The sequence below is a fragment of the Synechococcus sp. R60.1 genome (assembly GCF_047461835.1).
Lineage (GTDB): Bacteria > Cyanobacteriota > Cyanobacteriia > Thermostichales > Thermostichaceae > Thermostichus.
In genome coordinates this window covers 1-11,805 of record NZ_JANSIA010000092.1, presented here as the reverse complement: position 1 = coordinate 11,805, position 11,805 = coordinate 1, and the positions used below count along the sequence as shown (strand labels likewise).

Annotated in this window: 15 protein-coding genes; 7 read left to right on the top strand and 8 right to left on the bottom strand. The window is 57.7% G+C overall.

Annotated features, from left to right (window positions below; all coding sequences use genetic code 11):
• Window positions 1–79: 79 nt before the first annotated feature.
• Window positions 80–1,618 (bottom strand): glycoside hydrolase family 3 protein, encoded by a 1,539-nt coding sequence (locus NW834_RS11725; RefSeq protein WP_414418590.1) that lies wholly within the window; start codon window positions 1,616–1,618, stop codon window positions 80–82.
• A gap of 796 nt (window positions 1,619–2,414) precedes the next feature.
• Between NW834_RS11725 and NW834_RS11720 the strand changes: the two genes are divergently transcribed.
• Window positions 2,415–3,098 (top strand): hypothetical protein, encoded by a 684-nt coding sequence (locus tag NW834_RS11720; protein WP_414426316.1) that lies wholly within the window; start codon window positions 2,415–2,417, stop codon window positions 3,096–3,098.
• A gap of 35 nt (window positions 3,099–3,133) precedes the next feature.
• Here the strand turns inward: NW834_RS11720 and NW834_RS11715 are convergent, their stop codons facing one another.
• The 6 genes from NW834_RS11715 to NW834_RS11690 form a co-directional block, all read right to left on the bottom strand.
• Window positions 3,134–4,393 carry a class I SAM-dependent methyltransferase gene (locus NW834_RS11715; RefSeq protein ID WP_414418592.1) on the bottom strand — a complete coding sequence of 420 codons (1,260 nt, stop codon included), beginning with the start codon at window positions 4,391–4,393 and terminating at the stop codon, window positions 3,134–3,136.
• Between the two features lies 1 nt (window position 4,394).
• A complete protein-coding gene (locus tag NW834_RS11710; RefSeq protein WP_414344869.1) occupies window positions 4,395–4,568 on the bottom strand; it encodes a hypothetical protein in 174 nt (57 codons plus the stop codon).
• Window positions 4,569–4,615: 47 nt separating this feature from the next.
• Window positions 4,616–5,167, bottom strand: coding sequence for an NAD(P)H-quinone oxidoreductase subunit J (locus tag NW834_RS11705; protein WP_011433902.1), 552 nt, complete (start codon window positions 5,165–5,167; stop codon window positions 4,616–4,618).
• 1 nt (window position 5,168) lies between these two features.
• On the bottom strand, window positions 5,169–5,909 hold the full coding sequence (locus tag NW834_RS11700) for an NADH dehydrogenase subunit K (protein WP_414331499.1): 741 nt from the start codon (window positions 5,907–5,909) through the stop codon (window positions 5,169–5,171).
• Entirely contained in the window at window positions 5,900–6,262 is a 363-nt protein-coding gene (gene ndhC / locus NW834_RS11695) for a photosynthetic/respiratory NAD(P)H-quinone oxidoreductase subunit C (RefSeq protein WP_414331498.1), read from the bottom strand. Before ndhC ends, NW834_RS11700 begins: the two co-directional genes overlap by 10 nt.
• A gap of 100 nt (window positions 6,263–6,362) precedes the next feature.
• Complete coding sequence (locus NW834_RS11690; protein WP_011433899.1) at window positions 6,363–6,611, bottom strand: hypothetical protein; 249 nt, start codon at window positions 6,609–6,611, stop codon at window positions 6,363–6,365.
• Between the two features lie 403 nt (window positions 6,612–7,014).
• Here NW834_RS11690 and NW834_RS11685 point away from each other — a divergent pair, with 403 nt between their 5' ends.
• The 3 genes from NW834_RS11685 (at window position 7,015) to NW834_RS11675 (ending at window position 9,258) form a co-directional block, all read left to right on the top strand.
• Entirely contained in the window at window positions 7,015–7,674 is a 660-nt protein-coding gene (locus NW834_RS11685; protein ID WP_414418593.1) for an XRE family transcriptional regulator, read from the top strand.
• Window positions 7,675–7,825: 151 nt separating this feature from the next.
• Window positions 7,826–8,653: an OmpA family protein gene (locus NW834_RS11680; RefSeq protein ID WP_414332690.1), complete on the top strand. Its 828-nt coding sequence runs from the start codon at window positions 7,826–7,828 to the stop codon at window positions 8,651–8,653.
• Between the two features lie 203 nt (window positions 8,654–8,856).
• Entirely contained in the window at window positions 8,857–9,258 is a 402-nt protein-coding gene (locus tag NW834_RS11675) for an ATP-binding protein (protein ID WP_414426315.1), read from the top strand.
• On the opposite strand, the gene NW834_RS11670 is transcribed toward NW834_RS11675, so the two are convergent.
• Complete coding sequence (locus NW834_RS11670; RefSeq protein WP_011433895.1) at window positions 9,255–10,385, bottom strand: geranylgeranyl reductase family protein; 1,131 nt, start codon at window positions 10,383–10,385, stop codon at window positions 9,255–9,257. The genes NW834_RS11675 and NW834_RS11670 overlap by 4 nt on opposite strands.
• 110 nt (window positions 10,386–10,495) lie before the next feature.
• Here NW834_RS11670 and NW834_RS11665 point away from each other — a divergent pair, with 110 nt between their 5' ends.
• The 3 genes from NW834_RS11665 (at window position 10,496) to NW834_RS11655 (ending at window position 11,680) form a co-directional block, all read left to right on the top strand.
• The gene (locus NW834_RS11665; protein WP_041436713.1) at window positions 10,496–10,816 is read left to right on the top strand and encodes a hypothetical protein; all 321 of its coding nucleotides are present in this window, start codon (window positions 10,496–10,498) and stop codon (window positions 10,814–10,816) included.
• A 111-nt stretch (window positions 10,817–10,927) separates the two neighbouring features.
• Window positions 10,928–11,215: a hypothetical protein gene (locus NW834_RS11660; RefSeq protein WP_011433893.1), complete on the top strand. Its 288-nt coding sequence runs from the start codon at window positions 10,928–10,930 to the stop codon at window positions 11,213–11,215.
• 153 nt (window positions 11,216–11,368) lie between these two features.
• Window positions 11,369–11,680 (top strand): hypothetical protein, encoded by a 312-nt coding sequence (locus NW834_RS11655; RefSeq protein ID WP_414331199.1) that lies wholly within the window; start codon window positions 11,369–11,371, stop codon window positions 11,678–11,680.
• Window positions 11,681–11,805: the final 125 nt, after the last annotated feature.

The following is an 11,805-nucleotide window of genomic DNA, read 5'->3' as shown; positions in this document are numbered from 1 at the left end:
TTGGAAACAAACAGAATGCTATCGCTGCATAGTTGAACAGTGATGTTCAGCAGTGTTCAGCGTAAATGTATCAGCTCCGCTAACGCGACCAGGATCCCTCCAAGTGGGATCCAACCGGCAAGCGACCCTGGGCCGGGATCTGTCCCAACAACACCTGCAGCAACGCCTGTAGAGAGACGGGGGTAGTGCCGTAGCAGGCCAAATAGACCGGGATCTGGGGCAGGGCAAAGGCGTCGTAGGGGGATCCCAAGGCCAACCCAATCACCTTTTCCGGCGGAAGGGATCCCAGTAAGTCCGCCAGCAACTCCTTCTGAAGCGGGTAACGAAACAGATCAAGGGATCCCACCAGCACTTGGTCAGCTCTTGACGCCCCTTGCAGGGTTGTTTGCAAATCCTCAGGGGTAGGCTCTGGGCTGATCTTGAGAACCTGAGCACCGGGCCAGACATTTTGGAAAAGATCCCCCAGAAGAGGCACAGGGGTAATGAGCAGCGGGTCGGGGGCTAAGGGGGGCAGGGATCCCCGTACTAGGGTGATGCTGTCTTGGGCGATTTGGCGGGCCAGTGCCCGGTGGTTTTCCAAGCCGGCAGGGGGGAAAGGGGGGCAGGGGGATCCCAGCCTGTAGCGCCGCTTCAAGGCCAAAATCCGCTCCACTGACCGATCCAACTGCTCAACCGACAAACGACCGGCACGGAACTCCCGCAGCAGATGGGCATAGGCTTCTTTTTGGATGGCCGGGCTAAAGCCGGGATCTGCCCCAAACACCAGCACATCGGCTCCTGCCCTAAAGGCCAGTTCTGCCGCTTCGGGAATGCCGTAGGTGCGGGCAATGGCCCCCATAGTCAGGGAATCCGTCAGGACAAGACCCTTGAAACCCAGCTTCTGCCGCAGCCGGCCGGACACCACCTCAGGGGCCAGCGTTGCCGGTTGCAAGGACTTCGTCCCGCTGTCGCCGACGGATCCCAGAGCCGGCATCACCACATGCGCCGTCATCATCGCCTCTGCCCCTGCCCGGATCAAAGCCTGAAACGGGCGCAATTCCGTGGTCTGTAGCGCCTCCAGAGGGCGATCCACCCGCGGCAACCCCAGGTGGGAATCGATATCGGTGTCCCCATGGCCGGGAAAATGTTTGGGCGTACAGAGGATCCCGGCTTGCCGATAGCCGCGCCACAGGGCGAGGCCGTAATCTGTCACCTGTTTCGGGTCTGACCCAAAGGCTCGGATGCCGATGATGGGGTTGTGGGGGTTGCTGTTCACGTCCACAACAGGGGCGAAGTTGAGGTTAAACCCCAAACTTTTCAGCTCCGTTCCCACCGCACGGGCCATAGCTTCCGCCTTTGCCAGGGATCCCGCTGCTGCCACTGCCATGGCGCTGGGGAACACCGTCACCCCCTCGGTAAGGCGCACCACCGGCCCCCCCTCTTGATCAATGGCTATCCACAGGGGGACAAGGGCTTGTGCCTGAGCCGCGGCAATGAGCTGGGCCACCTGAGGCAACGTTTGAATGTTGCCGGCAATCGAATAGAAGATCAGCCCGCCCACGTGGTAGTCCCGGATCATCTCCTCGAGAGCGGAGGAAAACTCAGCTCCCTCAAAATAAACCAGAAACAGTTGCCCCACTTTCTCCTCAAGGCTCCAAGCCCTGGGATCCACTGCGGCAGCGGGACGGGGTCCTTTCGCGTCAGCGGGACGGAGTCCTATCGAGCATGTCAAAGCAGATGTCCTTGGGCGTCGCTGCCAAGAAAGCCGGTCAGGATGAGCGTAAACTACCCGACATCAACCGCTAGGCGGTACGGAGCGGGCTTTTAGTAGCCCTGCAGTTAGCAAGCCAACCACGAGCCTCTGGGGTGGTTTACAGCACCCCCAATCGACCGTTACCAGTGCCTTAAACAACCGTTTCTGGTGTCCGCAGTATTGTTATAGCATTCCTCCCGACACCGACCCTACGGGTACAGTGCGGGGCTCCTGCAATTTCTAGCTGAAGTGGCTCTTGCAGGTTTAGAGTGGCGATTGAATTGACTTGTAGTTGTGGCCATACTGGAGGGATGGCGTAAAGAACTGTAACCTCAGCAGTACACCAGAGTCATCTTGAAGTGCAGTGATGAAGTGCAGTGAAATAGTGCAGTAAAATTGTCTCTAAGGCGTTCTTTGTTCTTTGTGTTGGTTCTAGCTCCCCTTTCTCCTTAAAAAAAGAGGAGTTGTGAGTGAGAGAAAACCTACCCAAACATTACCTATGGTCAAAACAATCTTCAAGACAATCTCCTCTTCCACCCTGGGGTCGATGATGTTGCCTTTCTCCTGCCGCCAGCTTTGGATAACTGCCTTTCCCGCGTTGGCCGGAGTTACGGTGGCTATTGGCGGCCTTGGGGCGGGAGGATCCCTGTGGCAGGCAGGAGCAGCAGGTTTGGCCACGGGGATGACGGGCTATGTGGCTTCTGCTCTATCTGGAAGCGAGGCCAAAGCCAAAATCCAGCTTCTGCAGCACCTCGAAAATCGACAGAAGCAAAACGAAATCACTCCTTCAGACCTACAGCAACTGCAAAGCGAACTGGCCAACCTGCGTGCTGCCCTTGAAGATTGGGCAAAAGTCCAGCAGAAGGGGGTGGCTGCTGCCCAACCTTATGATGAGGCTCGTTCGCAAGCTCAAACTCCTCAGCTTCATTTTGAAACAGAGATCCAGATCCAATCTCAAGAAGAACGACTTCCTCAGTTACGCGCAGAAGAGCAAAGCCTGAAAGCCTCGATTGGAGATTTACAAGCCAAGAAAAAAAGGCTCATTCAGTCCCTCAAAGAGGGCATAGCCAAGGTGGAACAACTCCAATCAAAACAGAATCTCCTGAAGCAGGATATTGCCCGCTTAACCCAGGCTTGTCGGTCAACAGGCTCTAGTAACTCCATTAAACGGTCACCTATGCCCGCGAAAGGATCTTCAGACGTATCTCTTGGCTCGGCCCGCATGACCAAAACTGCCGCCGGCGTCGCATGGGCCGACAAATATGACGAAGTCTTTGCAACCCTCGAGGAGCGAATCGACAACCTGGAAGATAGCGCCAGAGCAATGGCAGAACTGGCATCGATGGAAGGCAACGGTAGCCGGTAGGGGTAGACATCCCATCCCAATAGCACCGAAACGGTTCACAGCTCTGGCTCGCCAAAGCCCCGCAGAGGATGAGCATATTCTGAGGGGGTCAGGCCCTTAGCCTGCACCAATACCCCAAAGCCCCCCAACCCCATGGGATCCAGCAGCGCGTGAAGAGCATGTCGCCGCCGCAAAACCTGGCCCACATCCACAGCTTCGCCGCCAACCGAGCTCCCCATTTGGCTGAGGGCAGCCAGCCGCTCGGTCAATCCCAGGTTCACCAAAAAGTTGCTCTGCCGGGTGAACCCCAGGCATCTTAGCCCCAGAGATTCTCCCACTTGCTCTAGGGTCGTAAAGTCCACATGAGCGGTGAGATCCTGGGATCCCACCCGAACATAGGGGTCCGTATAGCTGCCGTGCTGTCGGTAGGCCAAGAGCGTACCTTGGGCGCGGTGGGGGCTGTAGTAGCTCTGGGCGGTGTGGCCGTAATCGATGGTGAGCAGGTAGCCTCGCCGCAGCTTACGGGCCAGCAGCTGCAGCCACTCCAAGGCTTTCAGGTTCACCTCGGTTTGGTAACCGGACGGATAAGTTTCTACAGGGATCCCCAAGCGGGCAAAATACTCCCTCAGCTCAGGAGTGGACAGATCCCCCAGCACTTCCCGGAAGTTGGCTTCTGCAGCCTCGCCGCAATCGACATAGATTTCTCGCAAAGCCCCATCCTGCACCTGCACCCGATGCACCGGAAAAGCATCCACCAGCTCATTGGAGAAAAAGCAGCCTGTAACTGAGTTATCCGGGATCCCGTCCCAATCCAACCAGCGCACCTTCTCCCCAAAAGGAGCCAATCGCTCCTGTTGGAGCCGCCGCAGGTGGGCAGAACGCTCCAGGATCCCATATTCCAGTGCCTGCCAAAAAGGGGGGTTAGCGGAGCGCACGTAGGTCAGCCAATCCTGGGCCAAGCGACCGCTGCCCGCCCCCATCTCGATGACCGTGAAGGCAGAGGGGGATCCCAAAATGTGCCAGAACTGGTGGATTTGCTCCGCCAACAGTTGGGCAAAGTCCGCCGCCAGGTGGGGAGAGGTGAGGTAGTCGGGGCCAATCGGGGATCCCCGCTCGTAATAGCCCAACCCCGGCTCGTAGAGAGCCCACTCCATAAACTGGGCAAAGGTCACCGGCCCTTGAGCGCGAATGCGGCTGACAATCAACTCCCGCAACTTCTGCGTGGCCTGAGGTGTCGATAGAGAAAGACTCGGGTCGCGTAGGTGTTGCTCAGGAGCGATCACAGGTGAGGATTCCAGGGATCCAGACTCACTCAACTTACTTGTTCAGGGGACGACGCCAATTTTGGCGAAACTGACGGTTCGAGACCAACAACACAGGCCAGAGGGCCGATACCACCCACTTCCCGGAGCCCGAATAGATGCGATCCGCCTTGCGGGCCGAGTACCAAACTCCTCCTGCGTAGATTGCCAAGAGCAAAAAAGGCCACATCTCAACCCATCCTGTTCAACGCTGCCCACCGAGTCAGGGATCCCCAATCAGTAGGCATCCTGCAGCTCATAGAAGTCAGGCGTGATGTAGTCCTTGCGCAGGGGCCAACCTATCCAGTCTTCCGGCATTAAAATCCGCTTCAGGTTCGGGTGTCCCTCGAAAACAATGCCATACATGTCGTAGGTTTCCCGTTCCTGCCAATCCGCCGACTTCCAAATCCAGTATACGGAAGGTAGGCGTGGATCCTGGCGAGGCAACTTTACCTGGAGCCGCACCTCCTGAGGGCGATCCGCCCCGTCTGACAGCTTGATCAGGTGGTAAAGGCTGACCAGTGGCTGCCCTGCCCCCAGGTCATACCCGCACTGGCACTCCAGGTAGTTAAAGCCGTAGGCATAGAGGGCGGTACACAAGGGTAGGAGAAAGTCCCGCTCCACCTCCAACAGCTCTACCCCCGCTGCGTCTCTCCCCAAATACTGGTGCTCGAAGCCGTTGTCGGCCAGAAACTGGGAAACCGGGCCCCGCTCCAACGTCACCAAGGGTTCCGACTGCTCGCCTGCGGATGGCGGCGCTTGTTTTTCCTGGGCATTCTCCTCTGCCATCTCACACTCCTCCCTGCAAGGCTTTGAGCTGCTGTTCCGCCCGCTTAAAGTCGGCGGTTTGCAAGGCCGGGGGCACTGGCAAGCCAATGGCCGCAGCCAGCTCTGGCGGGGGAGCTTGGCGGGTCTCGCTCTCCAGATACTTGCCGGTGATGATCTCCGGCACAGGCTTGAGGTTGTGCTTAACCGTGTAGTAGCGGTGGGTTTGCTGCAGACGGCCTCGTTCCCGCATGTCCTCGGCGGCGATCTTCTTGCGCAGCTTGACAATGGCATCCATGATCGCTTCTGGACGAGGAGGGCAGCCGGGAATGTACACATCCACCGGGATCAGCTTGTCCACCCCCCGCACTGCCGTGTAGGAATCGGAGCTGAACATGCCACCGCTGATGGTGCAAGCCCCCATGGCGATCACGTACTTCGGCTCAGCCATTTGCTGGTAGAGCTTGACCAACGCCGGAGCCATTTTCATGGTGACCGTACCTGCCGTGATGATCAAATCAGCCGTGCGCGGCGAAGAACGAGGCAACAGGCCAAAGCGGTCGAAGTCGAAGCGGGATCCCAGCATGGCAGCAAACTCGATGAAGCAGCAGGCGGTGCCGTAGAGCAGCGGCCAGAGGCTGGACATCTTAGCCCAGTTGTACAGGTCGTTCACCGTCGTCAGAACGACGTTGTTGGAGAGGTCGGTAGTCACCTGGGGGGCAGCCCCCGGAAACAAGACTTGCGATTTCTCAGACGTCATGACCATTCCAATGCTCCTTTTCTCCAGGCGTACACAAGACCCACCACAAGGATGGCGATGAAAATCAGGGCCTCCACAAAGGCCAACAGCCCCAAGCGGTGAAACGCCACTGCCCAGGGATAGAGGAACACCGTCTCTACATCGAAAATGACGAAGACCAGTGCGAACATGTAGTAGCGAATGTTGAACTGGATCCAGGCTTGCCCAAACGGCTCCATGCCCGACTCGTAAGTGCTGCGCCGCAGGGATCCCCGCCGCTTTGGCGCCAAGAGTGCAGAAGCCCCCAGAGCCAAAACCGGCAGCAGAGAGCAGAGGATCAGGAAAACCAGCAAATACTCGTAGCCGGACAGAACAAACACGACGCCAGACTGCCTCAGTTGCTCAACATTTAGATACGTTTCCAGTATAGAGCCAGTCTGTGGCTCCCCTGCGCCACGGGATCTTCAGTTCTATTGATGATCATGATTGTTGGGAGCGGCGTTTTTCCAGCCAGCCCCACACTCCGCTCACCACCGCCCCGGCCATCAGGATCCCCAAAGCCGGCTGAAACAAGGGCAGCCAGAGCCGCATCCAAAGTTTGTAGCCCAGTGGGATCCCAAGAAAAGCCCCGGTTACGGAAAAGACAAACCAGACAAACCCGGCGAACACCAGAAAGACAACGGCAATCAGGAAGTTATCCAGCCAGCGCTTGAGGTCAGAGGAAACCATAGGGATTGAGGCAGAACAGCTTGAAGTAGACCCAGAGGCAATCTGGGAACCGAACCTTTTGGGCCGCTAATGCCGATATCTCAGCATCTTTCACCCAGACAGACTGCCGGAATAAGTTCAACAGACAGGGTAGCTTACCCCAGCACTTGGTGAAGATCCCACGTGCACCTTTTTGGGTAGAGTAAGCTGTGCCGGCCCGCTGCTGACCCGCTGTGAACACAACCCAAAACCACGGTAGCGCCAGTAGGATTCCCCAGCCAGCCTGCTAACAATAAGTGAGATTTCCCTTCTGCCGCTTGGTCAGCTCAGGTTGAAGATTCTCCCCAAATGGCTGCACCGGTTGTTGACTTGTCAAGATATAGTGGTAAAAATCTGCTTATACACAATATGTAGCGTTAAGCCGATGTCCATCTCCTCTGGCTCTTCTTTTGCAGACCGCTTGCGATGGGTGATTGGCGATGAAGCCGTCTATGCGTTTGGGCGACGGGCCGGAATTAGCGATACGGCCTTGCGCAGCTACCTGAAGGGATCCGTGCCCGGCATTGATAAGGCCGTGAAAATTGCCCAAGTGGGCCAAGTCAACCTCAGTTGGCTGATCACAGGGGAGGGATCCCCGCAGTTGGATCCCGACGCGAAAGCAGAGTATGTGTATGTGCCTTTTGTCGATGTAGCCGCCTCTGCCGGAGCGGGGGTGTTGGTGCGGGAAGAATCGATCGAATCGGTGGTTGCTTTTGAGCGAAACTGGCTGCGGACATACTTGAAGGGAAATCCTGCCGAGCTGAGCCTGATTCGGGTGCAGGGGGATAGCATGTCTCCCACCTTGGAGGATGGCGACTGGATCTTTGTGGAGCGGCAAGAGGGTGGAGACCTGGGCTGTGAAGGCATTTACGTCTTTCAGATGGATGGAGATCTGTTGGTCAAACGACTGCAGCGCCTGCCCGGATCCCAGGTGAAGGTGATCAGCGACAACCCCCGCTTTCCCCCCTTTGTGGCGGATTTGGCGGATCCCATCAACGGCCTAACCCTCATAGGGCGTTATCGAGGTCGCATCAGTTTTGATTAGCCTCCCACAGCAGATGGCGGGAAGTGGCAGTTGGACCGACCGAGAATCCCCTTGGCGAGATCGGGTCGCCGGTTAGGATGGGTCTTGAGGGTTGAGTTGAGAGGAGTTCCTGCTCCTTGCCTGCGCCCATCCAGCCGGAGGTTTGCCTGCAATGGCTCGTTCGTCCCAGCTCCTAACAGTCGCTCTCCATTCCCTAAGCGGGATCCTCTTGGTCAGCAGCGGAATCTGGGTCGGGATGGTGCTTCCCCAGCAGGCCCAACCTCAGCCCCAGCCGGAGACCAACATCTCTCCCACTCAACCCGCTTCTCCCACACCACCGATCCTGCCCACCTTGGCCCCGCCCCAGGCCAATCCTCCGGTGGCCAGCCCAACAGCAGATGCAGATCCAGAGGAAAATCATGAGAGCCCCACGGATCTGGAGGCAGAGATTCGGGAGATCCGCCAGCAGGTGATCCAGCTCTTGATCAGAATTGAGGAATTGGAGTCGCGGCTGCAACGGCTGCGTTCTCAAACAGCCCCTGAGCCTGTCAGGGAATCTTCCACTGCTGCTGAGATCGCTCCAGGGGCAGAAAGCGCCTCTGCGCCCACCCCGGCTCCGACCACAACGCCAACCTCCTTTCAGGTGGGAACCCAAACCATCAGCCTGCCGGGCGATTTGCTGTTCGATTTTGACAAAGCCGAGATTCGACCTGAAGCAGCCTCGCTGTTGGCCCAGGTGGCCAAGTCCTTGGAAGCTATGCCCGGCGCCCGCGTTCAAGTGAATGGCCACACCGATAACATCGGGCCCTTAAACTACAACTTGGCTCTTTCCCTGCGCCGCGCCAATGCGGTTAAGGACTATTTGACGAAGCTGCTGCCGGAAGGCCATCCCATCAGTTGGACAACCTCTGGCTTTGGTCCCACCTTGCCCGTTGCCGATAACGACACAGAAGCCGGACGGCAGCGGAACCGCCGTGTGGATTTGGTCATCGCTCCCTAGCTGCACCCCCCAAAGTGGGGGATGACACGTTCTAGCAGGGCTCTGGTCTAGAATCTGGTAGGGTCAATCCGGCCAGGATTGATGGGCTTGAGTTCAATCCTCATCGTTGGGGTTCGGTTTTGAACGCGGCAGGGATCCCTCTGGACAAGAGGCAAACGTTTGCGCTGAGGGTTGACACAACCCTGGACGCGCTTGACCAGGTTTTGACCTGGTTTGAGTCTTTCCGAAATGCGGGCATCCCGGATCCCATTTGGGCGGAATGTCAGTTGGCTTTGGTAGAGGGGTTTACCAACGCCGTTCGCCACGCCCACCGCGCTCTGCCGGAAAGTACGCCCATCGACATTGAGCTGCTGCTGATGCCGCAAGGGCTGGAGTTGCGCATCTGGGATCAGGGGCAGGAGTTTGATCTGGAGGGATTTGCTCGGAACTTGTCGGATCCCACATCGCCCAACGCCAATCTTGAGTCCGAGGGGGGACGGGGTATTTTGCTGATGAAAGCTCTCTCTACCCACTTGAGCTACACCCGCCAGGCCGATGGTCGCAACTGCCTGGTGATCGGCAAGCGCTTCGACGATCCTGTTCGAGTCTGTCGGTGCCGGGCTTAGGCGAGCAGACCACCGCTTAACTTGCGAATAGCTGAGCTGGCCACATCGCTGTAGCGCAGTTCACCGGCCAAGATCTGGCCCATGCGCCGAGTGGCTCCCGGTCGTTTGACGCCCACCCTGTAGCCCACGCCCGGAAAGCGATAGAACAACGCCGCAATCCGCTTAGCCCAGCGCATTTCTGAGCCCCATTCCTGCTGCACGCGGGCAGAGTAGTTCGCCAGAGCTTCTGTATCCCCGCCTAGAGCTTGATCGATGGCCTGGGCCGCCAACATGCCGGTGAGAAGGGAAGGGCGGATCCCTTCAGCGGTAAACGGATCGATAACGCAGGCGGCATCTCCCACCAAGAGGGCATTTTGGGTGTGAAGCGGTTGATCTTCGTCCCAGAGGCAGATGGGATGGCCAAACGGCTTGACCGACTTCAAGTCTACGCCAAAGCTTTGGGCATATTGGGCGGCAATTTCCCGCAGGTTTTGTTTTTCTCCACCCCGAAAGGTGCCGGCTCCAATCGAGTAGCCATCAGCCTTGGGGAAGTTCCAAATGTAGCCATTGCTGACGGCGCCGAAGTCAAAATGGGCGGCTGCAGTTTGCGGCTGCAGGAGAGGCACTTCTGCTTCCAAGGCGGCAGCCAAGCGACGGCGGCGTTCCTGAAAGCCCAGCCACTTGGCCATTGAGCCTTTTGCCCCATCGGCCCCGATCACGTACCGACCCCAGACCGGGCCGGCGGTTGTCATCACTTGCCAGCGGTCGCTTTGCCACTCGAGGCCAGAGACAGGGCATTCTGCCTGGAGCGCTGCCCCTTGCTTTTGCGCTTGCTGAATCAGGTAGTGGTCGAAAACATCCCGCCGCACCATCCAAACGGGCTCTTTCAAATCCAAATCGACCACCACCGGATCGCCGCCGCGCCAGGTGTAGCGGATTTGCCGGATCTTGAGGGAAATGGCGGGGCCAAAGTCGAAGTCAAACCAAGCCGCCACCATAGGAGAAACGCCGCCCCCACAGGGTTTGTAGCGGGGCAAGGGATCCTTTTCCAGAACCAGCACCGAGCGTCCCCGCTTGGCCAGATGGTAGGCGGCAGATCCTCCAGCAGGGCCGGCGCCGACGATGACACAGTCGTAGAGTTGCGGCATGGTTTTCGATACTCCAGGCCCCCCCATCCTGGGTTTTGCTCACCAGCTTCTAGCCTATTATGGCTACAGCGAATTGCCTGCACGTTGCTTGCCTTTTTGTCGGGAAGACCATGCGAATTCGCTGGCAGCGCCTTGCCAACCAGCCCTCAGCTTGCTACTGTGCCGCCTGCGGAAAGCGTTTTGCGGGCGGGAAGCGAGTTCGTTGCCTTTTCAACGATAGGGGTCTGAATCTCGGCCCTATTTGCCCAGAGTGCTTTGCCCTTCCCCCAGTTCAGTTGCGAGAACAGATCCACCGCTATGCCTATTTGATGCGCCTGAATCGTCTGCGGGATCCCGGCAGCCAAGACCACGCCCATCATCTGGAACAAGCGGCCCGGGAGCGATCCATTCGTTATCCGGGCCTGTGGGGCTGGCTGCGGCAGTGGTGGTAGCGTTGGCAAGGGGATTGGGCATTCTGGAAAAGATGCAGGAAAATCAGGAGAGGTTGCCTTCGGGATCCCAGACCCGTTGGCTTGTTTGCTCTCGTTGGTTGAGGAGCCCCCATGCACGACCTGGACAGTTTGCCAGAACCAGTAGCCGATGCCTTGATCAAAAGCCTGCTTACGGACGTGGAGCGGCTGATCAACCAGCACGGACTGTCAGAGGTTCTGGTGGGGTTGGCCATGTATTGCAACGTGCAGTTCAAGGCCAAGTTCAATAAGCCCAACCGCACGGAGAAGGATGAGGAGTTGGGGTTTTATTTCCGCGACGCCGCCAAAGCTCTAGAGGTGGCTGCCAGCCTCACCTATCGCACCATCGACCGCTCTCAATCTGCCCGGCCCAGCACCTAGCCGCCGGGATCCCTTTTTAGCTCTCACCCCCAACCTCTCTCAGGAAGAAAAAAGGGAGCCGGCGATCCATTGAGGATCTTAAGGATCTTGGGGTGGCAAGGGATCCCCCTGGGTTTTTATGCTGGTGGGCAACAAGTTGCATTGAGGCTGAGCGTGAGAATCGTCTGGGAACGCAGCATTTACGGGGGCAATGGCCGAGTGCCCTGCATTATCTGTGGGGGATGGGCCAACCCCATCCAGAAAAAAGGGCACCAAGTGTTGCTGGCGGTGGTCTATAACGACCGCGGGCAAATCTACGGGGAAGTCTGCCGCAGTTGTCTCAGTTTGGGGGCCAAAGGCATCAAAGAGTGCCTGCAAGAGCGGATTGCCCGCCTGCGCAAACAACTGGAAGATTTGGAAGAGCTGGAGCAGGGAGAGGTGCAACTGCCTACATTGGAGCAGGAGTTGAGCGCCTATTTGGATTGAGGACTACACCCCTCTGAAAAACTTACGAAACCCCAATAGGAGGTGACGTCTGATACATTTACGCTGAACACTGCTGAACATCACTGTTCAACTATGCAGCGATAGCATTCTGTTTGTTTCCAAAC

Coding starts and splice junctions, on each gene's coding strand:
- NW834_RS11710 (WP_414344869.1), bottom strand. CDS start 4,568: ATGTGGCCTTTTTTGCTCTTGGCAATCTACGCAGGAGGAGTTTGGTAC.
- NW834_RS11665 (WP_041436713.1), top strand. CDS start 10,496: ATGCGAATTCGCTGGCAGCGCCTTGCCAACCAGCCCTCAGCTTGCTAC.
- NW834_RS11690 (WP_011433899.1), bottom strand. CDS start 6,611: ATGGTTTCCTCTGACCTCAAGCGCTGGCTGGATAACTTCCTGATTGCC.
- NW834_RS11660 (WP_011433893.1), top strand. CDS start 10,928: ATGCACGACCTGGACAGTTTGCCAGAACCAGTAGCCGATGCCTTGATC.
- NW834_RS11700 (WP_414331499.1), bottom strand. CDS start 5,909: ATGGTCATGACGTCTGAGAAATCGCAAGTCTTGTTTCCGGGGGCTGCC.
- NW834_RS11705 (WP_011433902.1), bottom strand. CDS start 5,167: ATGGCAGAGGAGAATGCCCAGGAAAAACAAGCGCCGCCATCCGCAGGC.
- NW834_RS11685 (WP_414418593.1), top strand. CDS start 7,015: ATGTCCATCTCCTCTGGCTCTTCTTTTGCAGACCGCTTGCGATGGGTG.
- NW834_RS11670 (WP_011433895.1), bottom strand. CDS start 10,385: ATGCCGCAACTCTACGACTGTGTCATCGTCGGCGCCGGCCCTGCTGGA.
- NW834_RS11680 (WP_414332690.1), top strand. CDS start 7,826: ATGGCTCGTTCGTCCCAGCTCCTAACAGTCGCTCTCCATTCCCTAAGC.
- NW834_RS11720 (WP_414426316.1), top strand. CDS start 2,415: ATGACGGGCTATGTGGCTTCTGCTCTATCTGGAAGCGAGGCCAAAGCC.